21 protein-coding genes are annotated in these 23249 nt (G+C 61.0%); 13 read left to right on the top strand and 8 right to left on the bottom strand.

From position 1 onward, the window contains the following. The first annotated feature begins 205 nt into the window (after positions 1–205). Both quiC and AACW30_RS27715 read left to right on the top strand, forming a co-directional pair. The gene (gene quiC / locus AACW30_RS27720; RefSeq protein ID WP_200623913.1) at positions 206–2107 is read left to right on the top strand and encodes a 3-dehydroshikimate dehydratase QuiC; all 1902 of its coding nucleotides are present in this window, start codon (positions 206–208) and stop codon (positions 2105–2107) included. 81 nt (positions 2108–2188) lie between these two features. Further along, positions 2189–2854, top strand: coding sequence for a TetR/AcrR family transcriptional regulator (locus AACW30_RS27715; RefSeq protein ID WP_124418513.1), 666 nt, complete (start codon positions 2189–2191; stop codon positions 2852–2854). A 126-nt stretch (positions 2855–2980) separates the two neighbouring features. Here the strand turns inward: AACW30_RS27715 and AACW30_RS27710 are convergent, their stop codons facing one another. The 4 genes from AACW30_RS27710 to AACW30_RS27695 all read right to left on the bottom strand — a co-directional run bounded on the left by AACW30_RS27710 (position 2981) and on the right by AACW30_RS27695 (position 6830). Beyond that, positions 2981–3829: a shikimate dehydrogenase gene (locus AACW30_RS27710; RefSeq protein ID WP_106579309.1), complete on the bottom strand. Its 849-nt coding sequence runs from the start codon at positions 3827–3829 to the stop codon at positions 2981–2983. Between the two features lie 5 nt (positions 3830–3834). Continuing rightward, on the bottom strand, positions 3835–4275 hold the full coding sequence (gene aroQ / locus AACW30_RS27705; RefSeq protein WP_106579308.1) for a type II 3-dehydroquinate dehydratase: 441 nt from the start codon (positions 4273–4275) through the stop codon (positions 3835–3837). A 183-nt stretch (positions 4276–4458) separates the two neighbouring features. After that, complete coding sequence (trmA, locus tag AACW30_RS27700; RefSeq protein ID WP_106579307.1) at positions 4459–5538, bottom strand: tRNA (uridine(54)-C5)-methyltransferase TrmA; 1080 nt, start codon at positions 5536–5538, stop codon at positions 4459–4461. Beyond that, positions 5535–6830: an NCS2 family permease gene (locus tag AACW30_RS27695; protein WP_119740963.1), complete on the bottom strand. Its 1296-nt coding sequence runs from the start codon at positions 6828–6830 to the stop codon at positions 5535–5537. Before AACW30_RS27695 ends, trmA begins: the two co-directional genes overlap by 4 nt. A gap of 210 nt (positions 6831–7040) precedes the next feature. Between AACW30_RS27695 and AACW30_RS27690 the strand changes: the two genes are divergently transcribed. The 4 genes from AACW30_RS27690 (at position 7041) to AACW30_RS27675 (ending at position 11271) form a co-directional block, all read left to right on the top strand. Continuing rightward, entirely contained in the window at positions 7041–7484 is a 444-nt protein-coding gene (locus AACW30_RS27690) for a DUF4879 domain-containing protein (protein ID WP_106579305.1), read from the top strand. 96 nt (positions 7485–7580) lie between these two features. Next, entirely contained in the window at positions 7581–8105 is a 525-nt protein-coding gene (locus AACW30_RS27685) for a (2Fe-2S)-binding protein (RefSeq protein ID WP_200623912.1), read from the top strand. Then, the gene (locus AACW30_RS27680; protein ID WP_106579303.1) at positions 8102–9091 is read left to right on the top strand and encodes an FAD binding domain-containing protein; all 990 of its coding nucleotides are present in this window, start codon (positions 8102–8104) and stop codon (positions 9089–9091) included. Before AACW30_RS27685 ends, AACW30_RS27680 begins: the two co-directional genes overlap by 4 nt. Next, the gene (locus AACW30_RS27675; protein WP_169367663.1) at positions 9088–11271 is read left to right on the top strand and encodes a xanthine dehydrogenase family protein molybdopterin-binding subunit; all 2184 of its coding nucleotides are present in this window, start codon (positions 9088–9090) and stop codon (positions 11269–11271) included. The genes AACW30_RS27680 and AACW30_RS27675 overlap by 4 nt, the downstream gene beginning before the upstream one ends. Before the next feature lie 145 nt (positions 11272–11416). Here AACW30_RS27675 and AACW30_RS27670 read toward each other — a convergent pair whose 3' ends face one another. Further along, positions 11417–12673 (bottom strand): MFS transporter, encoded by a 1257-nt coding sequence (locus AACW30_RS27670; protein WP_119740971.1) that lies wholly within the window; start codon positions 12671–12673, stop codon positions 11417–11419. A 330-nt stretch (positions 12674–13003) separates the two neighbouring features. On the opposite strand from AACW30_RS27670, the gene AACW30_RS27665 reads away from it, so the two are divergent. Genes AACW30_RS27665 through AACW30_RS27655 form a run of 3 tightly spaced genes read left to right on the top strand, consistent with a single transcriptional unit; the run spans position 13004 to position 15632 of the window. Further along, on the top strand, positions 13004–14443 hold the full coding sequence (locus AACW30_RS27665; protein ID WP_106579300.1) for a cytochrome ubiquinol oxidase subunit I: 1440 nt from the start codon (positions 13004–13006) through the stop codon (positions 14441–14443). Between the two features lies 1 nt (position 14444). Continuing rightward, the gene (gene cydB, locus AACW30_RS27660; RefSeq protein WP_200623911.1) at positions 14445–15452 is read left to right on the top strand and encodes a cytochrome d ubiquinol oxidase subunit II; all 1008 of its coding nucleotides are present in this window, start codon (positions 14445–14447) and stop codon (positions 15450–15452) included. A gap of 12 nt (positions 15453–15464) precedes the next feature. Further along, positions 15465–15632 carry a DUF2474 domain-containing protein gene (locus AACW30_RS27655; RefSeq protein WP_071489954.1) on the top strand — a complete coding sequence of 56 codons (168 nt, stop codon included), beginning with the start codon at positions 15465–15467 and terminating at the stop codon, positions 15630–15632. 66 nt (positions 15633–15698) lie between these two features. Here AACW30_RS27655 and AACW30_RS27650 read toward each other — a convergent pair whose 3' ends face one another. Both AACW30_RS27650 and AACW30_RS27645 read right to left on the bottom strand, forming a co-directional pair. After that, entirely contained in the window at positions 15699–16823 is a 1125-nt protein-coding gene (locus AACW30_RS27650) for a methyltransferase (RefSeq protein WP_119740973.1), read from the bottom strand. Positions 16824–16989: 166 nt separating this feature from the next. Beyond that, on the bottom strand, positions 16990–17700 hold the full coding sequence (locus AACW30_RS27645; protein WP_200623910.1) for a helix-turn-helix transcriptional regulator: 711 nt from the start codon (positions 17698–17700) through the stop codon (positions 16990–16992). A gap of 456 nt (positions 17701–18156) precedes the next feature. On the opposite strand from AACW30_RS27645, the gene AACW30_RS27640 reads away from it, so the two are divergent. Continuing rightward, positions 18157–18933 (top strand): ferredoxin--NADP reductase, encoded by a 777-nt coding sequence (locus AACW30_RS27640; protein ID WP_200623909.1) that lies wholly within the window; start codon positions 18157–18159, stop codon positions 18931–18933. 58 nt (positions 18934–18991) lie between these two features. Here the strand turns inward: AACW30_RS27640 and mscL are convergent, their stop codons facing one another. Continuing rightward, positions 18992–19408: a large-conductance mechanosensitive channel protein MscL gene (gene mscL / locus AACW30_RS27635; protein ID WP_106579295.1), complete on the bottom strand. Its 417-nt coding sequence runs from the start codon at positions 19406–19408 to the stop codon at positions 18992–18994. 287 nt (positions 19409–19695) lie between these two features. Here mscL and katB point away from each other — a divergent pair, with 287 nt between their 5' ends. Genes katB through radA form a run of 3 tightly spaced genes read left to right on the top strand, consistent with a single transcriptional unit; the run spans position 19696 to position 23238 of the window. Beyond that, positions 19696–21237 carry a catalase KatB gene (gene katB, locus AACW30_RS27630; protein WP_200623908.1) on the top strand — a complete coding sequence of 514 codons (1542 nt, stop codon included), beginning with the start codon at positions 19696–19698 and terminating at the stop codon, positions 21235–21237. 58 nt (positions 21238–21295) lie between these two features. Continuing rightward, complete coding sequence (locus AACW30_RS27625; RefSeq protein ID WP_106579293.1) at positions 21296–21835, top strand: ankyrin repeat domain-containing protein; 540 nt, start codon at positions 21296–21298, stop codon at positions 21833–21835. 35 nt (positions 21836–21870) lie between these two features. Then, positions 21871–23238, top strand: coding sequence for a DNA repair protein RadA (gene radA, locus AACW30_RS27620; protein WP_017139308.1), 1368 nt, complete (start codon positions 21871–21873; stop codon positions 23236–23238). Positions 23239–23249: the final 11 nt, after the last annotated feature.

The following is a 23249-nucleotide window of genomic DNA, read 5'->3' as shown; positions in this document are numbered from 1 at the left end:
TTTTGAAATTTTTATGGTGTGTTCTGGGTCTTGATACGTGTTCGATGGTGCGCAGTGGCTAAAAACTCGTCAATTCGCGGATTGCCATTTTGTTCGATAATCGCCCAAAAAACTAACCGGTTCGTACATTTCAATTGCTGTGCACAGTTTAGCGGCCAATAATTTGCCGTAAATAAGACGAGCCTCATTTGCCGGGAGTCGCCCCATGCAACGCTCCATTGCCACTGTTTCCTTGAGTGGAACCCTGCCGGAAAAACTCGAAGCCATTGCCGCTGCCGGGTTTGATGGTGTGGAAATCTTCGAAAACGATCTGCTGTATTACGACGGCAGCCCACGGGAAGTTAGGCAGATGTGCGCCGACCTGGGTATCGCCATTACCTTGTTCCAGCCGTTTCGCGACTTCGAAGGCTGCCGCCGCGACCGCCTGGCGCGCAACCTGGAGCGCGCCGAGCGCAAGTTCGACTTGATGCAGGAGCTGGGCACCGACCTGGTGCTGGTGTGCAGCAATGCCTCGGCCGATTGCGTCGGCGATGAGCAGATTTTGCTCGACGACCTCAGCCTGCTCGCTGAGCATGCCGGTCGCCGTGGCCTGCGCATCGGCTATGAAGCGCTGGCCTGGGGCAAGCACGTGAATACCTGGCAGCAGGTGTGGAACCTGGTGCGCCAGATCGACCACCCGAGCCTTGGCGTGTTGCTCGACAGCTTCCACACCCTGTCGCTCAAGGGCGACCCGAGTGCAATCGCCCAGATCCCGGGGGACAAAATCTTCTTTGTGCAAATGGCCGACGCACCGATCCTGGCCATGGATGTGCTGGAGTGGAGCCGGCATTTTCGCTGCTTCCCGGGGCAGGGTGAGTTCGATCTGGCGGGGTTTCTCGCGCCGATTATCCAGAGTGGCTACAGCGGGCCGTTGTCCCTGGAAATTTTCAACGATGGTTTTCGCGCAGCCCCGACGCGGGCGAATGCGGCGGATGGCTTGCGCTCGCTGTTGTACCTGGAAGAGAAAACCCGCGAGCGCCTCAAGCAGCGAGCGCCTGCTCAACCGGTCGACCTCCTGTTTGATACGCCGGCCGCCAGCGAGTACGACGGCATCGAATTTCTTGAGTTTGCCGTGGATGAAAACCTCGCAGCCAAGCTCACCCAATGGCTGGAACGCCTGGGTTTCGTCAAGGCCGGGCAGCACCGTTCCAAGAGCGTGAGCCTGTTGCGCCAGGGCGATATCAACCTGATCCTCAATTGCGAACCCTATTCTTTTGCCCACAACTTTTTTGAAGCCCACGGGCCGTCGCTGTGCGCCACTGCGATTCGGGTCAAGGACAGCGCCAAGGCGTTGCAGCGGGCGGTGGCTTACAAGGGCCAGCCATATCGTGGGCTTGTAGGGCCAAATGAACTGGAGTTGGCCGCCGTGCGTGCGCCGGACGGCAGCCTGATTTACCTGGTGGATCAGAACGAAGGCGGGCTGTACGGCACCGACTTCAATCTGCAACCGACTACCGCCTCAAGCGGCGGCCTGCTGCGCATTGACCATATGGCCATGGCCTTGCCCGCCGACAGCCTCGACAGTTGGGTGTTGTTCTACAAGAGCCTGCTGGATTTCGAAGCCGATGATGAAGTGGTGCTGCCTGACCCCTACGGCCTGGTGAAAAGCCGCGCGCTGCGCAGCCGTTGCAGCTCGATTCGCCTGCCGTTGAACATTTCCGAGAACCGCAACACGGCGATTTCCCACGCGCTGTCGAGCTACCGCGGCTCGGGTGTGCACCACATCGCCTTCGACTGTGCAGATATTTTCGCCGAGGTGAGTCGGGCCAAAGAGGCAGGTGTGCCATTGCTGGACATCCCGCTCAACTACTACGACGACCTGGCGGCACGCTTTGATTTTGACGACGAGTTCCTCAGCGAGCTGGCGTACTACAACGTGCTGTACGACCGTGACGCCCAGGGCGGTGAGCTGTTTCATGTGTACACCGAGCCGTTCGAAGGGCGGTTTTTCTTCGAGATCATCCAGCGCAAAAACGGCTACGCCGGGTATGGCGCAGCCAACGTGGCCGTGCGCCTGGCGGCGATGGCCAAATCGCGTAGCGGGGCGCCGCGACAAGCACGGTTATGACGGCGCGGCCAGGTGCTTCCTTCGGGAAGCGCCTCGGCCCATAATCGCGGCCTGCACAACAAAAATGGCCGTGAGCGCACCATGACCCTGACCCCCGATCTCTCCGCTGTGTCAGACGCACCGCGCAAGAGTCGTAAGAACAATCCGGAAAAGACCCGCGAAAACATCCTGCAGGAAGCGATCGTCGAGTTTGTCCAGCAGGGCCTGTCCGGCGCTCGCGTGGATGCCATCGCCGAACGCATCCACACCTCCAAACGCATGATTTATTACTACTTCGGCAGCAAGGAGCAGTTGTACGTCGAGGTGCTGGAGAAGCTCTACGGCGACATTCGCAATACTGAAACCCGCATGAACCTCACCGCCCTGGAGCCGCGCGAAGCGATCCGCCGGCTAGTGGAATTCACCTTTGATCACCATGACCAGAACGTGGATTTCGTGCGCATCGTCAGCATCGAAAACATCAACAACGCCGAATACGTGAAGCGCTCGGATTCGATCAAGGCGATGAACAGCAATATTCTCGAAGGGCTTGGCGCCACGTTGCAGCGCGGCGCCGAGCTGGGCGTGTTCCGCCAAGGGCTGGACCCGTTGGACGTGCACCTGCTGATCAACTCGTTCAGCTTTTACCGGGTGTCCAACCGCCATACGTTCAGTGAGATCTTTCAGATCGAGTTGTCGGACGAAGCGGTTAAGCAGCGGCATCGGGAGATGATCTGTGAGTCGGTGATGCGTTACCTGCAAGCCTAAATCTATCGAATAACCCGGGTGGGAGCGGGCTTGCCCGCGAATGCAGAGTGTCAGCCAATACAGCCGGCGACTGACACAGCGCTTTTGCGAGCAAGCCCGCTCCCACATGGGGTTCGGTTTCAGCAGTCAGGTATTCATGCTCTGGAAGTGCGCCAACATCCTCTGCGCATCCGGCCTCTGGCCACTGAACAGTTCAAACGCCTTCACTGCCTGAAACACCGCCATGTTGCCGCCATCCAGCGTGCGGCAGCCCAGGGCGCGGGCATCGCGCAGCAGCTCGGTTTCCAGCGGGAAATACACGATTTCTGCAACCCATAATGCCGCCCGCAACAGCTGGGCCGGTACCGGCGTGCCGGGCAGCTTGGCCATGCCCATCGGCGTGGTGTTGACCAGCCCGTCGGCCTCGGCCATGGCGCTTTCCAGGTGGTTGCCGACCTGCGCGCGCCCGGCGCCAAAACGCTGGGCAAGGTTATCCACCAGGTCCCGAGCGCGGGCGACGTCCACGTCGAAAATGCTCAAGTGGTGCACGCCTTCGGCCAGCAGCGCGTGGGCCACCGCCGCGCCCGCCCCGCCGGCGCCCATCTGCACCACATGCTGGCGCGCGACGTCATTCAAATTGCGCCGGAACCCTTCGGCGAAGCCCAGGCAGTCGGTGTTGTGGCCGATGCGTTTGCCGTTTTTGAACACCACGGTGTTGACCGCGCCTATACCCATGGCTTCGTCGGACAATTCGTCGAGCAATGGCAGAATCGCCTGTTTGCACGGGTAGGTAATGTTCAAGCCGGTGAACTGCATCATCTCGGCGGCGTCCAGCAGGTCGGGCAGGGCATTGAGGTTCAGCTGCAGCGGTTCCAGGTCGATCAGGCGATACAGGTAGCGCAAGCCCTGGGCATCACCTTCGTGTTCATGCAGGGCCGGCGTGCGGGAGGCCTGGATACCTGCGCCGATCAGGCCGGCGAGGATGCGCGGTTTCATCGGGCTCACCCTTTCAACGTGTGGCTGAAGTGTTCCAGGGCCAGGTGGTAACCATGGCTGCCGAACCCGGCGAGCACCGCCTTGGCAATGGGCGACACAAACGAGTGATGCCGAAACGCCTCACGCGCGTGCACATTGGATAAATGCACTTCGATCACCGGCACTTCGCTGGCCACCAGTGCGTCGCGAATCGCTACCGAGGTGTGGGTCCAGGCTGCCGGGTTGATCACGATGCCAGCGCAACGGGCGCGGGCGCTGTGGATCCAGTCGAGCAGTTCGCCTTCGTGGTTGGTCTGGCGGAATTCGATTTTCAACCCGAGTTTTTCCGCGCTGCGCCCACACAGGGCGGCGATGTCGGCCAGGGTTTCATGGCCGTAGGTGGCGGGCTCGCGGGTGCCGAGCAGATTGAGATTGGGGCCGTTGAGCACCAGCACGATGGGCGGCATTGGGGTATCTCCACAGTTATTATTGGTTGTGGAGATAAAATGTACTGGATGGTTAATTTGGTCAATTGACGGCAGCGGATCTGTTCGATTATCGAACCGTAAATCAGCGCGGGGGAGGGGGTTCGGTGGTCGGCGACCGCCCTTGCCAATAGCCAGGGGGCGGTCGCACGCGCAAGAGACGGGTTACCGGCGGGTCAACAACACGCCGGATTCCATATGGTGAGTCCATGGGAACTGGTCAAACATCGCACACTGGGTAATCCGGTGCGTGTCATGCAGTTGCGCAATGTTCGCCGCCAACGTCTCCGGGTTGCAGGAGATGTACAGGATGTTGTCAAAGCGCCGCGTCAGCTCGCAGGTGTCCGGGTCCATGCCGGCGCGCGGCGGGTCGACGAACACGCTGCCGAATTCGTAGCTTTTCAGATCGATGCCATGCAGGCGGCGGAACGGGCGCACTTCGTTGAGCGCCTCGGTGAGTTCTTCGGCTGACAAGCGCACCAGGGTGACGTTATCCACCGCGTTTTCATCGAGGTTGCTCAACGCCGCATTCACTGAGGTCTTGCTGATCTCGGTCGCCAGCACTTTGCGTACACGGGTCGCCAACGGCAGGGTGAAGTTGCCGTTGCCGCAGTACAGCTCGAGCAAATCATCCGGACGATCGCCCAAGGCTTCATACGCCCAATTGAGCATCTTCTGGTTCACCGTGCCGTTGGGCTGGGTGAACGCGCCTTCAGGTTGGCGATAGCTGAACGTGCGCCCGCCGACGGCGAGTTTTTCCACCACGTAGTCGTGGCCGATCACATCACGCTTGCCCTTGGAGCGGCCGATGATGCTGACATTCAAATCGGCAGCGAGTTGGTTGGCGGCCGCGTGCCAGTGCTCGTCCAGCGGGCGGTGGTAGCACAGGGTGATCATCGCGTCGCCGGCCAGGGTAGTGAGGAACTCCACTTGGAACAGCTTGTGACTCAGGGCCGCGCTGGCTTGCCAGGCGGCTTTGAGTTGCGGCATCAACTGGTTGATGCGCTGGCTGGCAATCGGGAATTCTTCGATCAGAATCGGCGTGCGCTTGTCGTCCTGGGAAAACATCGCGTAGTGGCGCTCACCGCCTTCGCGCCACAGGCGAAACTCCGCGCGCAGGCGGAAGTTCTGCAGCGGCGAATCGAAAACCTGCGGCTCGGGTGCGTCGAACGGTGCCAGCAGGTCACGCAAGCGCGTGACCTTGTCTTGCAGTTGAGCGGTGTAGCTTGCGGCGTCAAAAGTCATGCGTTGAACCAGCCCAGCTTGATCACAAACAGAATCGACAGGATCACCAGTGCCGGGTTCAGCTCACGGTAGCGGCCCGAAAGCAGCTTGATGGCGGTCCAGGCGATGAAACCGAAGGCAATGCCGTTGGCGATGGAGTAAGTGAAGGGCATCGCCAGGGCGGTGATCACCACCGGCGCTGCAACCGTAATGTCATCCCAGTCGATTTCGGCCAGGCCCGAGGTCATCAGCACGGCCACGAACAGCAACGCAGGCGCGGTGGCAAAGGCCGGAACGCTGGCCGCCAGTGGCGAGAAGAACAGCGCCAGCAGGAACAGGATCGCGACCACGACGGCGGTCAAACCGGTACGGCCACCGGCACTCACGCCCGCAGCAGACTCGATGTAGCTGGTGGTGGTCGAGGTGCCCAGCAGCGAGCCGGCCATGGCCGCGGTGCTGTCGGCGATCAGCGCACGGCCCATTTTTGGCATGTGGCCGTCCTTGCCCATCAGGCCGGCGCGCTTGGCGACGCCGATCAGGGTGCCGGAGTTGTCGAACAGGTCAACGAACAGGAACGCGAAGATCACGCTGACCAGGCCGATATCCAGCGCGCCTTTGATATCCAGCTGCAGGAAGGTCGGGGCCAGGGACGGAGGCATCGAGATCACGCCGCCGAACGGGGTGACATTCAACAGGATCGAGACAATGGTCACGGCCAGAATGCCGATCAGCACTGCACCGCGTACGGCCAGGGCTTCCAGCGCAACGATGAGGATAAAACCAAAGGTGGCCAGGATAGGCGCCGGTTTTTTCAGGTCGCCCAGGCCCACCAGGGTGTTCGGATTGCCGACCACGATGCCGGCGTTGTGCAGGGCGATCAGCGCCAGGAACAGACCGATACCGGCGGCAATCGCCGAGCGCAGGGGCAAGGGGATGCTGTTGATGATCCACTCACGGATGCGGAAGATCGACAGCAGGAAGAACAGCACCGCCGAAATGAACACCGCGCCCAGCGCCACTTGCCAGGTGTGGCCCATGTGCAGCACCACGGTGTAGGTGAAGAAGGCGTTGAGGCCCATGCCCGGCGCCAGTGCGATCGGGTAATTGGCGATCAGGCCCATCACGGTCGAACCGATGGCAGCGGCCAGGCAGGTCGCGACAAACACTGCGCCCTTGTCCATGCCCGTCTCGCCAAGGATGCTCGGGTTCACGAACAGAATGTAGGCCATGGCCAGAAAGGTCGTGATCCCCGCAAGAATCTCGGTGCGCACGTTGGTGTTGTGTGCGTTGAGTTGAAACAGCTTTTCCAGCATGCCGGCTCCCTGTGACGCTATTTTGCGTCGTTATTTGTTGACCTCTAAGTCAAAGCACAAACTGCGCCAAGCGGCTGTGGTTTCAGAGAGGATCGGAAAAAGCGGCGCATCATACCAGCAGCCGAAGGCCAATGGCGCATAGGCTTGGTTTTGTGGGTGGATGGCCTTGAGGCATACTGCGTCGACGTTTAATCCAGAGTCGTCAACAGCATGAAAAAAGCCAACGCCAGCAGTCTAGCTCTGTTCGCCCTAATCGGCCTGGGGCTGGCGGCACCGGCTTGGGGCGCGACTGCACCGGCGTTGAGCGAAGTGCGCGTGTTCAAAGTGGAGTCTGCCGCTTGCGCTGAAACCATCCCGGAGCGCGCGACCAGCACGCAGATGTGCGCCCATCGCGGCCCAACCAAGGTGTCGGTGATGGAAGTCGGCCTGGGCAAAAGCCCGATGGGCCGTTTCGATGGCGCCGAGTTGAACGGGCAACGCTCGCCGGTATGCCAGGTCGGCAATATCAGCCAGGCCTGTAATGGCGTGGGCACTGTGATGGGCTACATCTATGTGTTTGACCTGAACGTCCAGGCCCCTGGCTGGTTCGAGTACAGCAATTCCTCGATCAACGGCTCGCAAACCCCGCTGACGACGATGCTCAACATCCGCTGATCAATCCTCTTGAACGCTCAATACCCCGGGAAGTCGTACCCCTGAGACGGCGACTTTCCTGAACGCCGCGGATATACCCCAACCCGTGAGGTGTTTATGAGCGCAACCCCCAATGGCGCGGCGGCCAGACCGTTCGTCAGCCACCCGATTCGTCTGACCCTGAACGGCCAGAACCGCCAACTTGACGTTTTGCCCTGGACCACCTTGCTGGACCTGCTGCGCGAACAGTTGGACCTGGTCGGCAGTAAAAAAGGCTGCGACCACGGCCAATGCGGCGCCTGCACAGTGTTGCGCGACGGCAAACGCGTCAACGCCTGCCTGACCCTGGCGGTGATGTGCGATGGCGCCGAATTGACCACCATCGAAGGCCTGGCCGACGGCGACGCGTTGCACCCGATGCAGCAAGCCTTTATCAAACATGACGCCTTTCAGTGCGGCTATTGCACCCCAGGACAGATCTGCTCCGCCGTCGGCCTGGCCAATGAAGGCCGCGCCCACGACACCGCGCAGATTAAGGAGCTGATGAGCGGCAACCTGTGCCGCTGCGGCGCCTACAGCAACATCCGCGATGCCATCGAAGATGCCTTGCCGGCCTGCCGTGCCCAGGGAGGTGAGCAATGAATCCCTTCCAGTACAGCAAGCCAGCCGATGTGCACGAGGCCGTGCACATGAGCAGCGCGGCTTCACGTTTTATCGCCGGTGGCACCAACCTGCTGGACCTGATGAAAGAAAACATCAGCCGCCCCGAGCACTTGATCGATATCACCGGCCTGCCGCTGCAGGGCGTTGAAGAGACCGCCAGTGGCGGCGTGATGATCGGCGCGCTAGTGAGCAACGCCGACCTGGCCTGGCACCCCGTGATCGAGGCGCGTTACCCACTGCTGTCCCAGGCCATCCTGGCCGGAGCCTCGCCGCAGTTGCGCAACATGGCCAGCACCGGCGGCAACTTGTTGCAGCGCACTCGCTGCTACTACTTTTATGACGCCAGCGTGCCCTGCAACAAGCGCGAACCCGGTAGCGGCTGCCCGGCGCGCACCGGCTTGAACCGTATTCACGCGATCCTCGGCGCCAGCGAACACTGCGTCGCCACGCACCCGTCTGACATGTGCGTGGCCTTGGCGGCGCTGGAGGCGCGGGTGCATGTCGAAGGCCGCGCGGGTGCGCGCGTCATCGAATTTGCTGACTTCCATCGACTGCCCGGCGATACGCCGCAGCGCGACAACCTGCTGGCCGACGATGAGTTGATCACCGCCATCGAGCTGCCCGCCAACCAGCTGGCCCGTCACAGCCATTACCTGAAAATCCGCGACCGCGCCTCTTACGCTTTTGCCCTGGTCTCCGTGGCCGCCGCCCTCGAACTGGACGGCGACCAAATCATCGACGCCCGCGTTGCGCTGGGCGGCGTGGCCCACAAGCCTTGGCGTGACCGCGCGGTGGAAGCCTCGCTGATCGGCCAGACGGTCAGCCGCGAAACCTTCAGCAACGCCGCCGACGCCTTGCTGCAAGATGCCGTACCGCTGGAACACAACGGCTTCAAAATCAAGCTAGCGCGCCGTGGCATTATTCGCGCCCTGAGCGACGCGGCTGTCGCAGGAGAACGCCCATGACCGCTATCGGCAAACCTCTGGACCGCGTCGACGGTCTGCTCAAGGTCACCGGCCAGGCGCGATATGCCGGCGAGTTTCCAGACAAAGACTTGCTGCACGGCAGTGTGGTCTCCAGCACCATCGCCAAGGGCCGGGTGATCAAGATCGATGCCTCAAAGGCCCTGGCGCTGCCGGGCGTAGTCATGGTGCTGGATCACCACAATCGCCCCAGGCTTGCCAGCTACGATGACGCGTTCGCCGACGACGATGCGGCGGATGGCTCGCCGTTTCGCCCGCTCTACAACGACCGCGTCCTTTATAGCGGCCAGCCCTTGGCGCTGGTGATTGCCGACAATTTGGAGCTGGCGCGACATGCCGGTTCTCTGGTCGAGATCGAGTACGCAAGCGAAGCCTTTGAAACCGACTTGCTGGCCATGCAGGAGCAGGCGCACCCCTCGCCACAAACGCCGCCCGCGCCCCGCGGTAACTTCCAGGCCGAGTGGAGCGCTGCCGCCGTCAGCCTCGACGTGCACTACAGCACGCCCATCGAACACCACAACCCGATGGAACCCCACGCCAGTACGGTGCTGTATCAGCCGGACGGCACCCTGCATATCCACGACAAAACCCAAGGCCCACAGAACTGCCAGGCCTATGTGCAAAAAATCTTCGGCCTGGATAAGAGCCAGGTGAGGATTTTTGCCGCGTTCGTCGGCGGCGCTTTCGGTTCCGGCCTGCGCCCGCAATACCAGTTGCCCCTGGCGGTGATGGCGTCATTGGCGCTCAAGCGTTCGGTGCGCGTCACCCTGACGCGTCAACAGATGTTCACCTTTGGCTACCGACCACGCACCTTGCAGCGGTTGCAGATGGGCGCGGCCGCCAACGGTCGGCTGCTGGCGTTGGGGCACACCGCAATTGGCCAGACCTCGCGCTTCGAAGACTTCAGCGAGCACGTGGTGGAGTGGAGCGGCATGCTCTATCACTGCGATAACGTGCAGCTGACCTACAACCTGGTGCCGCTGGATGTGTACACCCCGCTGGACATGCGCGCGCCAGGCGCCGCGCTGGGCGTGATCGGCCTGGAGTGCGCCATGGACGAACTGGCCTGTGCCTTGGGCATGGACCCAGTGCAGTTGCGCCTGATCAACTACGCCGAGCGCAACCAGAACGAAGACAAACCCTGGTCGAGCAAAGCCCTGCGCGAATGCTACAGCGAAGGCGCCGAACGCTTCGGTTGGGGCCAGCGCAACCCGGAGCCACGCAGCATGCGTGACGGCAACCAGTTGATCGGCTGGGGCATGGCCGGCGGCGTGTGGGAAGCCATGCAGATGAAGGCCAGCGCCAAGGCGAGCATCGACGCCGAAGGCAAATTGACAGTCAGCAGCGCCACCACCGATATCGGCACCGGCACTTACACGGTCATGACCCAGATTGCCGCGCAGGCCAGCGGTGTGGCGATGGGCGATATCCAATTTTTGCTGGGGGACTCGTCCTTGCCCACCGCGCCTTTGCAGGGCGGCTCGTTTACCGTGTCGTCCGTCGGCACTGCCGTGCAACAGGCGTGCGAAGCGCTCAACGCCAAACTGCTGAAGATTGCCCGGCAGACGTACCCGGTGTTCAAAGACGCCGAGTCCGTGCGCTTTGAAGACGGCCAATTGCACACAGGCGACGTGAGTGTGTCGTTGGCCCAACTGGTTAAAGACAGCGGTGAGGACGCGCTGCAAGTGCAGGTCGACAGCGAGCCCGACAAAAAACGCGAGGGCTACGCCACGGCCACTCACTCGGCGGTATTTGTGGAAGTGCGGGTCGATGAAGACCTGGGCACCATCAAGGTCAGTCGCGTGGTCAGCGCGATTGCCGCCGGTCGCGTGGTCAATCCGAAGATGGCCCGCAGCCAGATCCTCGGCGGCGTGGTGTGGGGTATTGGCATGGCGCTGCATGAAGAGACGCAGATCGACCACCATCTGGGGCGCTACATGAACCACAGCCTGGCCGAGTACCACATCCCGGTGAACGCCGACATTGGCGAGATTGACGTGATCTTTGTCGAAGAACACGACGACGTGGTCAATGCCCTGGGCTCCAAAGGCGTGGGCGAAATCGGCATCGTCGGGGTGGCGGCGGCGGTGGCGAACGCGATTTATCACGCCACCGGCAAACGGGTACGCGACTTCCCTGTCACCCTGGACAAGGTGCTCTAGCACACACCTCAAAACCACTGTGGGAGCGGGTTAGCCCGCGAAAGCGCGGCGTCAGTCAATGACTGTATCGACTGATGCACCGCCTTCGCGAGCAAGCCCGCTCCCACAGTGTTCTGTAGTGCTGCCTCCGGTCAGGCGGCGGTGCTCAGACCTTCGCCGCTTCAGCCTTCGGCTCTTCTACCGCCACATGCATCCGGTCGCGATTGGCCAGGGTTGGGAACAGTTTTATCCACACCCCGGTCACCAGCAGCGTGCCGATTCCGCCCATGACCACGGCGGGCACGGTGCCGAACCAGTGGGCGGTGATCCCCGATTCGAACTCGCCCAGCTGATTGGACGCGCCGATAAACAGGCCGTTGACCGCACTGACGCGGCCGCGCATTTCATCCGGCGTTTCCAGTTGCACGAACGACGCGCGAATTACCATGCTGATCATGTCTGCTGCGCCCAGCACCACCAGCACCGCCAGGGAAAACCAGAACGAGGTCGACAGGCCGAACGCGATGGTCGCCACGCCAAACACGCCGACGGCAGTAAACATCACGCGCCCGACATGCCGGTCCACCGAGAACCGTGCCAGCCACAACGACATCAACAACGCGCCCACCGCCGGTGCCGAGCGCAGCAGGCCCAGGCCCCAGGCGCCGGTCAGCAGGATGTCCTTGGCAAACACCGGCAGCAACGCGGTGGCGCCGCCCAACAGCACGGCGAACAGGTCCAGCGAGATGGCGCCGAGGATGTCCGGGCGGCTGCGGATAAAGCGAATCCCGGCCAGCAGCGAGTCCATGGTGGCCTTGGCTTTGTTCAGCGGGGTCTGGCGTGCGGGCAGGTTGAGGGTCAGCACGCAGGCGATCAGGTACAACGCCACTGTCGGGCCATACACCCACACGCTGCCAAATGCATAGAGCAGGCCGCCCAAGGCCGGCGCGACAATGGTCGCCAGTTGCTGCGCCGATTGCGACGAGGCCACGGCCCGCGGGAACAGTGCGCTGGGCACGATGCTTGGCAGCAGCGCCTGGGTGGTCGGCATTTCAAACGAACGCGCGGCGCCGAGCAGGAAGGCGAGGATAAAGATCATCTCGCGCGTCACGTTGCCGGTCAGGCCGCCGATGGCCAGGGACAAGGCAATCAGCGCCTGCACGGTCTGGCAGATGGCGGCGACCTTGCGTCGTTCATAGCGATCGGCCACATGCCCGGTGTGCAGCATGAACAGTACGCGCGGGATGAATTCCACCAGGCCGACCAGGCCCAGGTCCAGCACGTTGCCGGTCAGTTGGTAGAGGTTCCAGCCGATGGCCACGGTGAGCATCTGGAAGCCGCTGGCGGTGAAGATCCGTGCCAGCCAGAACGCGATGAAAGGGCGATGGTGACGCAACAGCAACGCGGGTTCACTAGTAGGCATCGGGAATTCAGGTCGGGAGCAGAGGGAACGGCGAGATTAGCATCATGCTGTAACAAATAGTTGCAAGGGTTTGCTGTGCACCGGTATGAGGCAAGCTGTCACGCGGCAAAAGACCACGCCTTCCTACAGCGAAAATGGGACTACTCTTTCAGCAATGCTTGATCCAGATCAAAACCGGCCCCGGGATTGTTCTGGAGGCCGAAAGGCCCGATTCCCTACGTGGTGGTTTAAAAAAAGAAACGAATTGAAATTCGCCACACTCCATATCCGTGGGGGCAGTGGGTGCAGGCTCCCAGCCAGCAGCCGGTATTACCTGACAGAGGAAGACTTATGTTCGGTTTGGAGGCGCTAGATCTCGCCCGAATTCAATTCGCATTCACCATCTCGTTCCACATCCTGTTCCCGGCGATCACTATCGGCCTGGCCAGTTACCTTGCGGTGCTGGAAGGTTTGTGGCTCAAGACCCATAACGACACCTACCGTGACCTCTACCATTTCTGGTCGAAGATCTTTGCCGTCAACTTCGGCATGGGCGTGGTCTCGGGCCTGGTCATGGCCTACCAGTTCGGCACCAACTGGAGCCGCTTCTCGGACTTCGCCGGCGCTGTAACCGGGCCGTTGCTGACGTACGAGGTGCTCACGGCCTTCTTCCTGGAGGCGGGTTTCCTCGGCGTGATGCTGTTCGGCTGGAACAAGGTGGGGCGCAAGCTGCACTTCTTTGCCACGGTGATGGTGGCCGTCGGCACGCTGATCTCGACCTTCTGGATTCTTGCGTCCAACAGCTGGATGCAGACCCCGCAAGGCTTTGAAATCGTCGACGGGCGCGTGATTCCGACCGACTGGCTGGCGGTGATCTTCAACCCGTCGTTCCCGTACCGGCTGATGCACATGGCCACGGCGGCCTTTGTGGCCACGGCGTTCTTCGTCGGTTCGTCGGCGGCCTGGCACCTGCTGCGCGGCAAGGACAACCCTGCGATCCGCACCATGCTCTCGATGGCAATGTGGATGGCGCTGATCGTGGCGCCTATCCAGGCGGTGATCGGTGACTTCCACGGCCTGAATACCCTCAAGCACCAGCCGGCGAAAATCGCCGCGATTGAAGGCCACTGGGAAAATATCGGCAACGAGCCGACGCCGCTGATCCTGTTCGGCCTGCCCGACATGAAGGCCGAAAAAACCAAATACGCGGTCGAAATTCCTTACCTGGGCAGCCTGATCCTGACGCACTCCCTGGACAAACAGGTGCCGGCGCTCAAGGAGTTCCCGCCTGAAGACCGTCCCAACTCGACGATTGTGTTCTGGTCGTTCCGGGTCATGGTTGGCCTGGGTTTCCTGATGATCTTCACCGGCCTGTTCAGCCTCTGGCTGCGTCGGGGCGACAAGATGTACACCTCCAGGCCGTTCCTGTACCTGGCGCTGTGGATGGGCCCGTCCGGCCTGATCGCGATTCTCGCCGGTTGGTTTACCACCGAAATCGGCCGCCAGCCGTGGGTGGTCTACGGTTTGATGCGCACGGCGGACGCTTCCTCCGGGCATAGCCTGGCGCAGATGACGATCACCCTGGTGCTGTTCGTGGTGGTGTACTTCGCGCTGTTCGGCGCAGGGCTGGGCTACATGATGCGCCTGGTGCGCAAAGGGCCGCAGACCCACGAAGGCAGCGAGCCTACCCATGGTGGCCCTGGCCAGAAACGCACGCCGGCCCGTCCGTTGTCCGCCGCCGATGATGGCAGCGACGACGACCACGCCCACATTCAGCACAAGGGGAATTGAGATGGGTATTGATCTTCCGCTGATCTGGGCCGTGATCATCATCTTCGGCATCATGATGTACGTGGTCATGGACGGCTTCGACCTGGGTATCGGCATCCTCTTTCCGTTCATTCCCGGCAAAGTCGACCGTGACGTGATGATGAACACGGTCGCCCCGGTATGGGACGGCAATGAAACCTGGCTGGTACTGGGCGGCGCGGCGTTGTTCGGCGCGTTCCCGCTGGCCTACTCGGTGGTGCTGTCGGCGCTTTACCTGCCACTGATCCTGATGTTGATCGGGCTGATTTTCCGTGGCGTGGCTTTCGAGTTCCGTTTCAAGGCCAAGGACGACAAGCGCCATTTGTGGGACAAGGCGTTTATCGGCGGTTCCATTGCGGCGACCTTCTTCCAGGGCGTGGCACTGGGGGCGTTCATCGATGGCATTCCGGTGGTCGACCGTCAGTTTGCCGGTGGCTCGCTGGATTGGCTCACGCCGTTCACGATGTTCTGCGGCGTTGCGCTGGTCATCGCGTATGCCTTGCTCGGCTGCACCTGGCTGATCATGAAGACCGAAGGCAAGTTGCAGGAGCAGATGCACAACCTGGCGCGGCCGTTGGCGTTCGTGGTGTTGGCGGTGATCGGCGTTGTCAGCTTGTGGACGCCTCTGGCGCACCCGGAAATCTCCTCGCGCTGGTTCACCCTGCCGAACCTGTTCTGGTTCCTGCCCGTGCCGATTCTGGTGCTGGTGACCATGTACGGCTTGATCCGCGCAGTGGCGCGAAATGCGCACTACACGCCGTTCCTGCTGACGCTGGTGCTGATATTCCTCGGCTACAGCGGTTTGGGTATCAGCCTGTGGCCGAACATCATTCCGCCGTCGGTTTCCATCTGGGACGCCGCTGCACCGCCGCAAAGCCAGGGCTTCATGCTGGTGGGCACGTTGTTCATCATCCCGTTCATCCTGGGCTACACCTTCTGGAGCTACTACGTGTTCCGCGGCAAGGTCACCCACGAAGACGGCTATCACTAGGAGGGTCGTTTCATGTCCGGCAAACCTTCGTTGCACGAGATCGAACAGGCCGAGAAACAGCCGTTGTGGCGGCGCCTGGGGTGGCTGGCGATGATCTGGACCGGCAGCGTGCTGGCCCTGTTTGTCGTGGCCAGCCTGATGCGCATGTTCATGAGCGCGGCGGGCTTGACCACCCACTGACATCCCAATCCGGGCCTCGCGGCCCGGCTTTTCAGCCCTGCCACTCGCAAGAGCGGCAGGGTTTTTTTATTTGCGCGCTTTGAGAATCACAAACTTTGGCGTGGCCGCGACTTGCTCGACGCCACGGAACAGCTTCGCCAATTTGCTGTGATAGCCCAAATGGCGGTTGCCCACGATATACAGCGCGCCACCAACGACCAGGGCATCACGCGCCTGCTGGAACATGCGCCAGGCAAGGAAGTCACCGACCACCTGCTGCTGGTGGAAGGGCGGGTTGCACAGCACCACGTCCAGCGACTGCGGCGCCTGACCGGCCAGGCCGTCGTCGGCGCGCAGGGTGACCGCGCGAGCGCCCAGGGCGGCCTGCCAGTTCTCGGCCGCCGATTGCACGGCCATGTAGGACTCATCCACCAGCGTGTACTGCGCGTCGGGGTTTTGCAGGGCGCTGGCGATCGCCAACACGCCATTACCGCAGCCAAGGTCTGCCACGCGGGCGCTGCCGAGGTTGTTCGGCAGGTGCGGGAGGAAGGCGCGGGTGCCGATGTCCAGGCCTTCGCGGCAGAACACGTTGGCATGGTTGAGCAGCTCGATGGCCGGTGCGTCCAGGGTGTAGCGGGTAGGGTAGGGCGACACGGCGGTTGGGCGAGCATCTACGGTGGCGATCAGCAGCCGGGCTTTTTTGACCGCAAGCGAGGCGTGCATGGGCCCTATGTAGCGCTCCAGCAGTTCACCGGCGGCCCGTGGCAGGTGTTTGATCATCGCCCCGGCGATCACTTCGGCGCCTGGCGCCAGTTGGCCTTGCAGGCGAATCAACTGTTCTTCGAGCAAGGCCAGGGTTTTCGGCACGCGGATCAGCACGCGGTCGAAAGGCCCGGTGGCTACGTGCGAGGCTGGCACAAACGCCACGGCATCAAACGCCTTGGCGTTGCGCACCAGGTTTTTCTCAAGGCCAAGGGCTGCCAGAAACGAATCGCCACTGGAGGTCACCTGCACCTGGCCTTCGAGGCTGGCCGCCAGGGCGCCGAAGCTGTCATTGAGCACCAGCACGCGGGTTGCCGAATTCAGCGACTGTTCGGCCAGGTAGTTGAGCAAGTACTCATCGGCGGCATCAAAGGCCTGCAGCGGGTCATTGTGTTGCTCTGGCTGGCGGATCAGATCGAGCTGGGCGAAGGGGCTGTCAAGCAGGGGCATGGCGGGGGAGACTCTGGTCATCGATGGGCGTTCGACGGGCGTGGTACCCGGCGTAACCGTCTGAGTGTACGGCGAGGCGGCACCCAAGGCGCAGCGTCAACACTCAGAATTGGCCGTAAATGTTACGTTTTTTTCAAGGGGATTACATGCGGTGTTTCCAGGTTGGCTAAAACCACCCCGCTTTTGAGGCGCGCAGTACAGCCGCGATCTTGTTGGTAACGCCCAGTTTCTTGAGGCAACTGCTGATATGAAAGCCCACGGTCCGCTCTGACAGGCAAAGAATCGTGGCGATTTCCGAGGCGGTCTTGCCGATGGCTGACCACCTGAGAATTTCTATTTCCCGTGGGGTCAGTTTGCAGGGCGGCGTGATACTGGGTGTGTCGGCATATGTTTGCGCTACGACGGCGTGCATGGCGTGACATAGCCACAGTACCTGGCCTGCTTTTTCGTACAGTTCTTCAGGGCTGACGCTGCCGGTACTTCGGCCCAGGGTCAGCATGCTGAACACACCCTGGAAGTCATGCACGGCTTGAGTCCATCCCAGGTGCACACCAAACGATTGGGCCAGCGTCCATAGATTCGGCGCGGTGCTGAACGCTTTTTCATCCCAGACCAGCGGCATTACGCTGCGTTTGCAGTGGGCGACTATGGGATCCACATCAAAAAAATGCGCTTGGTTGTACAGTGCATTCCATTCATTTGGATAGTTGTTTAATCGAATAGGTTGTGTCTGGTTGGCAGGTTGTTGGGAACTCATCGTAAATGAGCAATATTCAAAACCGAGCTGGAAAGTTTGATTGACGATCATCTCGTAAACAGTGGTGATCTTGTTCTCGCCTTCCAGTTTTGGGAGTCTCGTGTTGCGCCAGTTAACCATAGGGTGAATCTCCATGGGGTAGGTGTGAGTTGGGGACGTCCTGGCTCCCAATGCGCCACGAACAGGAGTGTAGGATAAAGCCCACATACTGAGATGAAAAAGTTGTCAGAAAGATCGGGTATTTATACTTGTTGAGCTTGTACAACAACTGAGTTTTTGTGGAGGTTAGTTGTTGGGTGAAGAAAAATTATTGAATTTAACAGGTTGTGGAAATGGCCTATTCAGGGCTGTTTTTATGAACGCCATCATCTAATGGCCTATTGGATGAGGGGCAATAGCTAAATAATTAGTGTGAGCACCAAAACCCCGGCGACGGTTCAATTGCGTTGAAAGCATCAGCGTTTCATTGGCGTTACATTCGCGAATGCCCGAGCAATGAAAATGCCAGTACAAACCACCGGTGTTTCCCAACGCCGCTTTGAGGGACACTAGGGCACCTGTTCAACGGAGCCCCCCATGACGGCCAGTGCTGAGAAATTTACCCGCCAGACCTTGCTCGATGTGCAATCGCTGACCCCCAGCCTGTTTACTTTGCGTACCACTCGCGACCCGGGTTTTCGGTTTACCGCCGGCCAGTTCGTGCGCCTGGGGGTGACCAAGGCGGATGGCAGCACCGTCTGGCGGGCTTATTCGATCGTGTCCTCACCGTTTGACGAGCACCTCGACTTCTTCTCCATTGTTGTTCCGGGCGGCGAGTTCACCAGTCAATTGAGCCGCCTGCGAGTGGGCGACACCTTGATGGTCGAGCGCCAGGCCACAGGCTTTCTGACGCTGAACCGATTTTTGGACGGGCGAGATTTGTGGCTGCTGGGCACTGGCACAGGCGTGGCGCCGTTCCTGTCGATCCTGCAGGACTTCGAGGTCTGGGAGAAATTCGAGCGCATTGTCCTGGTGTACAGCGCCCGCGAGGCCAAGGAGCTTGCGTATCAGGAACTGATCCACGCGTTGGGCGAGCGTGAGTACCTGGCCGAGTATGCGCACAAGCTGGTCTACATCCCCACCGTCACCCGTGAGCAACACCCTGGCGCCCTGAATGGTCGCATCACCACCTTGATCGAGAATGGCGAACTGGAGCGCGCGGCCGGCGTCGAGTTGACCCCGGAACACTCCCGCGTGCTGATCTGCGGCAATCCGCAGATGGTCGACGACACGCGTCAATTGCTCAAGCAACGCGACATGCAACTGAGCCTGAGCCGTCGCCCAGGCCAGGTGGCAGTAGAGAATTACTGGTAGTACGGCGCATAAAAAAAGGCGCCTGCAACAGGCGCCCTTTTTGCCAAACCAGTGCCGGTTAAAGCGGCTTGTCGTTCTGTGCCTTGAGCAAATCGCGGATCTCGCCCAGCAACACCTCTTCCTTGGTCGGGGTCGGCGGCAAGCTTGGGGCCACAGCCTCTTCACGCTTGAGGCGGTTGATCGCCTTCACGCCCATGAAGATTGCAAACGCGACGATCAGGAAGTCGACCACGCTCTGGATAAACTTGCCGTAAGCCAACACCACCGCAGGGACGTTGCCCTGAGCGGCCTTGAGTGTTATTGCCAAATCGCCGAAGTCCACACCACCGATCAGCAGACCGAGCGGCGGCATTACGACGTCGCCTACAAACGAGGAAACAATTTTGCCGAAGGCGGCACCGATGATGATACCGACGGCCATATCGACCACATTGCCTTTGACCGCGAAGGCCTTGAACTCACTGATCACGCCCATAGGTTATTCCTTGTTACAGATGAGAAGGGTGGAGGTCAGTGTAAGTCAGTCGTAGAGGGCTTGCGCGACACAACCGTTAACACTGTCAGCTTTTATCGACACATTAAAACGCAAATAGTTTGCAAAGTGCCACCAATCGCGCGCGAAATACTCGCTATTTCAGTGGCTTACCACCGTATTTTCTTAATCGTCCCGGTGGGGTTTTTCTATTTATCTTCTGCGTCGCGGGTCACTAGCCTCTGGCAAGCACAACTGAATGTGCACTAGAAAAACCAGAGGAAACCTCGATGAAGAATCCAATCAAGCGCCGCCCGGTTATCGCGCGACACGCGCTGATACTGGCGAGCGCCACCCTGCTTTCACTCTCCGTACACGCTGCCAACCTGACCCGCGATAACGGCGCGGCGGTGGGCGACAACCAGAACTCGCAAACGGCCGGCGCCAATGGCCCGGTGCTGTTGCAAGACGTGCAACTGATTCAAAAACTGCAACGCTTTGACCGTGAGCGCATTCCGGAGCGCGTGGTGCATGCCCGTGGCACCGGCGCCCACGGCACCTTCACCGTCACTGACGACCTCAGCGACCTGACCAAGGCCAAAGTGTTCGCCGCAGGCGAGGCCACGCCCGTGTTCGTGCGCTTCTCGGCCGTGGTGCACGGCAACCACTCTCCGGAAACCCTGCGCGATCCACGCGGCTTTGCCACCAAGTTCTATACCGCCGAAGGTAACTGGGACTTGGTCGGCAATAACTTCCCGACTTTCTTTATTCGCGACGCCATCAAGTTTCCGGACATGGTTCATGCGTTCAAACCCGACCCGCGCACTAACCTGGACGACGACTCCCGCCGTTTCGACTTCTTCTCCCATGTTCCAGAGTCCACTCGTACACTCACCGAGTTGTACTCCGACGCCGGCACCCCGGCCAGTTATCGGGAAATGGACGGCAACGGCGTACATGCCTACAAGTTGATTAACGCCAAGGGCGAAGTGCACTACGTCAAGTTCCACTGGAAGAGCCTGCAGGGCATCAACAACCTTGACCCCAAGCAAGTCACCGAAGTGCAAGGGCGTGACTACAGCCACATGACCCATGACTTGGTGAACCACATCAACAAGGGTGACTTCCCCAAGTGGGACCTGTACGTGCAAGTGCTCAAGCCTGAGGACCTGGCCAAGTTCGACTTCGACCCGCTGGACGCCACCAAAATCTGGCCGAACGTACCGGAGCGTAAAGTCGGGCAGATGGTGCTGAACCGTAACCCGGCGAATGTCTTCCAGGAGACCGAACAAGTGGCCATGGCGCCGGCCAACCTGGTGCCAGGTATCGAGCCCTCTGAAGACCGCCTGCTGCAAGGCCGGGTGTTCTCCTACGCCGACACGCAAATGTACCGCCTGGGGCCGAACGCCCTGCAACTGCCGATCAACGCCCCACGGGTAACCGTTAACAACGGTAACCAGGACGGCGCGATGAATGCAGGCAAAACCACTACCGGCGTGAACTACCAGCCAAGCCGCCTGCTGCCGCGCGAAGAGCCGCAAGCCGCGCGCTACAGCCAGTCGGCGCTGTCGGGCAGCACCCAGCAGGCGAAGATCCAGCGTGAGCAGAACTTCAAGCAGGCCGGTGATTTGTACCGCTCGTACAACAAGAAAGAGCGTCAGGACTTGATCGACAACTTTGGCGGCTCGCTGGCCACCACGGATGACGAGAGCAAGCACATCATCCTGTCGTTCCTCTACAAGGCCGACCCGGAGTACGGCACCGGCGTGACCAAGGTCGCCAAGGGTGATTTGGCTCGCGTGAAAGCGCTGGCAGAAAAACTCACTGACTGACGTTGGTTCCGGTCGGCGCCCTTGCACGGGCGTCGACCCCTGGCAGGAGAACACCCCCATGCGTATTTCGATTGGTTTACTGATGGCGATGCTGGCCTTTGTCGCCCATGCCGAGTCGCCTGACCCGGTCGCGCTCAAGGCACAGCTGCAGGACTACTATTTCGACGCCGCCCGCCGTGGCGATATCGACATGCTCAACACCTTCATCGAGTCCGGCTACGGCCTCAACACCCAGGACGACAAGGGCTACACCGCGCTGATCCTTGCCGCCTATCACGGCCAGGGCCCTTTCGTGGAGCGCCTGCTCAGCGCCGGCGCCGACGCCTGCGTGCAAGACAAACGCGGCAACACCGCCCTGATGGGCGCAATTTTCAAAGGCGAGCTGAAAATCGCCCAGCGTCTGCTGGCCACTGACTGCAACCCCGACCAACGCAACGGCGCCGGGCAGACCGCGGCCATGTATGCCGGGTTGTTCAAGCGCGTCGAGTTGTTGGATGAGTTGAAAGCCAAAGGCGCCGACCTCAACGCTGAAGACCCGATCGGCAACAGCGCTTCACGATTGGCCAGTGGTGAAATCCGGACCCCGGCGCCGCGCTGAGCTATCATCGCGGTTTTTCGGTTGGAGGTTCTCAAATGGCAAAGGCCAAGCGCATGTACGGCTGCACAGAGTGCGGCGCGACCTTTCCCAAGTGGGCCGGCCAATGCACCGAGTGCGGCGCGTGGAACACCCTGACGGAAACCATGATTGAAAGCGGCGGCGCCGCAGCGCCCACCGGCCGTGCCGGCTGGACCGGGCAACAGGCGCAGATCAAGACCCTGGCGGAAGTCAGCGTCGAAGAAATCCCGCGTTTCTCCACCGCGTCCGGTGAGCTCGACCGCGTGCTCGGCGGCGGCCTGGTGGACGGCTCGGTGGTGCTGATCGGCGGCGACCCGGGCATCGGCAAATCGACCATCCTGCTGCAAACCCTGTGCAGCATCGCCAGCCGCATGCCGGCGCTGTACGTCACCGGCGAAGAATCCCAGCAGCAGGTGGCGATGCGCGCCCGCCGCCTGGGCTTGCCCCAGGACCAACTGCGGGTAATGACCGAAACCTGCATCGAAAGCATCATCGCCACGGCGCGCATCGAAAAGCCCAAGGTCATGGTGATCGACTCGATCCAGACGATTTTTACCGAACAGCTGCAATCGGCGCCGGGCGGCGTCTCCCAAGTGCGCGAGAGCGCGGCGCTGCTGGTGCGTTATGCCAAGCAGAGCGGCACGGCGATCTTCCTGGTCGGCCATGTAACCAAAGAAGGTGCGCTGGCCGGCCCGCGGGTACTGGAGCACATGGTCGACACCGTGTTGTATTTCGAGGGTGAATCCGATGGCCGTTTGCGGTTGCTGCGGGCGGTGAAGAATCGCTTCGGCGCGGTGAACGAACTGGGCGTGTTTGCCATGACCGACCGTGGGCTTAAAGAAGTCTCCAACCCCTCGGCGATTTTTCTCACACGCGCTCAGGAAGAAGTCCCAGGCAGCGTGGTGATGGCGACGTGGGAAGGCACTCGCCCGATGCTGGTGGAAGTGCAGGCACTGGTGGATGACAGCCATTTGGCCAACCCGCGCCGCGTGACCCTTGGCCTGGACCAGAATCGCCTGGCAATGCTGCTGGCGGTGTTGCACCGTCACGGCGGCATTCCCACCCACGACCAGGATGTGTTTCTCAACGTGGTCGGTGGGGTGAAGGTGCTGGAAACCGCCTCCGACCTGGCGTTGATGGCGGCGGTGATGTCCAGCCTGCGCAATAAACCGTTGCCCCACGATCTGCTGGTGTTTGGTGAGGTTGGCCTGTCGGGCGAAGTGCGCCCGGTGCCGAGCGGCCAGGAGCGTCTGAAGGAGGCGGCCAAGCACGGCTTCAAGCGCGCGATTGTGCCCAAGGGCAACGCGCCCAAGGAAATGCCGGCAGGGTTGAAGGTGATCGGTGTAACCCGCCTGGAGCAGGCGCTGGATGCACTGTTCGAATAATTCATGGATCA

The sequence above is a fragment of the Pseudomonas sp. MF6747 genome (assembly GCF_963890955.1).
Lineage (GTDB): Bacteria > Pseudomonadota > Gammaproteobacteria > Pseudomonadales > Pseudomonadaceae > Aquipseudomonas.
This window is presented reverse-complemented; position numbering and strand designations above follow the sequence as displayed.

What these genes read in the sequence shown, in the direction of transcription:
- AACW30_RS27710 (WP_106579309.1), bottom strand. Translation starts at nt 3,829, where the DNA reads ATGAAACCGCGCATCCTCGCCGGCCTGATCGGCGCAGGTATCCAGGCC.
- aroQ (WP_106579308.1), bottom strand. Translation starts at nt 4,275, where the DNA reads ATGCCGCCCATCGTGCTGGTGCTCAACGGCCCCAATCTCAATCTGCTC.
- AACW30_RS27675 (WP_169367663.1), top strand. Translation starts at nt 9,088, where the DNA reads ATGACCGCTATCGGCAAACCTCTGGACCGCGTCGACGGTCTGCTCAAG.
- radA (WP_017139308.1), top strand. Translation starts at nt 21,871, where the DNA reads ATGGCAAAGGCCAAGCGCATGTACGGCTGCACAGAGTGCGGCGCGACC.
- AACW30_RS27655 (WP_071489954.1), top strand. Translation starts at nt 15,465, where the DNA reads ATGTCCGGCAAACCTTCGTTGCACGAGATCGAACAGGCCGAGAAACAG.
- AACW30_RS27625 (WP_106579293.1), top strand. Translation starts at nt 21,296, where the DNA reads ATGCGTATTTCGATTGGTTTACTGATGGCGATGCTGGCCTTTGTCGCC.
- mscL (WP_106579295.1), bottom strand. Translation starts at nt 19,408, where the DNA reads ATGGGCGTGATCAGTGAGTTCAAGGCCTTCGCGGTCAAAGGCAATGTG.
- AACW30_RS27695 (WP_119740963.1), bottom strand. Translation starts at nt 6,830, where the DNA reads ATGCTGGAAAAGCTGTTTCAACTCAACGCACACAACACCAACGTGCGC.
- trmA (WP_106579307.1), bottom strand. Translation starts at nt 5,538, where the DNA reads ATGACTTTTGACGCCGCAAGCTACACCGCTCAACTGCAAGACAAGGTC.
- AACW30_RS27690 (WP_106579305.1), top strand. Translation starts at nt 7,041, where the DNA reads ATGAAAAAAGCCAACGCCAGCAGTCTAGCTCTGTTCGCCCTAATCGGC.
- AACW30_RS27640 (WP_200623909.1), top strand. Translation starts at nt 18,157, where the DNA reads ATGACGGCCAGTGCTGAGAAATTTACCCGCCAGACCTTGCTCGATGTG.
- AACW30_RS27650 (WP_119740973.1), bottom strand. Translation starts at nt 16,823, where the DNA reads ATGCCCCTGCTTGACAGCCCCTTCGCCCAGCTCGATCTGATCCGCCAG.
- AACW30_RS27670 (WP_119740971.1), bottom strand. Translation starts at nt 12,673, where the DNA reads ATGCCTACTAGTGAACCCGCGTTGCTGTTGCGTCACCATCGCCCTTTC.
- AACW30_RS27665 (WP_106579300.1), top strand. Translation starts at nt 13,004, where the DNA reads ATGTTCGGTTTGGAGGCGCTAGATCTCGCCCGAATTCAATTCGCATTC.
- quiC (WP_200623913.1), top strand. Translation starts at nt 206, where the DNA reads ATGCAACGCTCCATTGCCACTGTTTCCTTGAGTGGAACCCTGCCGGAA.
- AACW30_RS27680 (WP_106579303.1), top strand. Translation starts at nt 8,102, where the DNA reads ATGAATCCCTTCCAGTACAGCAAGCCAGCCGATGTGCACGAGGCCGTG.
- AACW30_RS27645 (WP_200623910.1), bottom strand. Translation starts at nt 17,700, where the DNA reads ATGGTTAACTGGCGCAACACGAGACTCCCAAAACTGGAAGGCGAGAAC.
- cydB (WP_200623911.1), top strand. Translation starts at nt 14,445, where the DNA reads ATGGGTATTGATCTTCCGCTGATCTGGGCCGTGATCATCATCTTCGGC.
- katB (WP_200623908.1), top strand. Translation starts at nt 19,696, where the DNA reads ATGAAGAATCCAATCAAGCGCCGCCCGGTTATCGCGCGACACGCGCTG.
- AACW30_RS27715 (WP_124418513.1), top strand. Translation starts at nt 2,189, where the DNA reads ATGACCCTGACCCCCGATCTCTCCGCTGTGTCAGACGCACCGCGCAAG.
- AACW30_RS27685 (WP_200623912.1), top strand. Translation starts at nt 7,581, where the DNA reads ATGAGCGCAACCCCCAATGGCGCGGCGGCCAGACCGTTCGTCAGCCAC.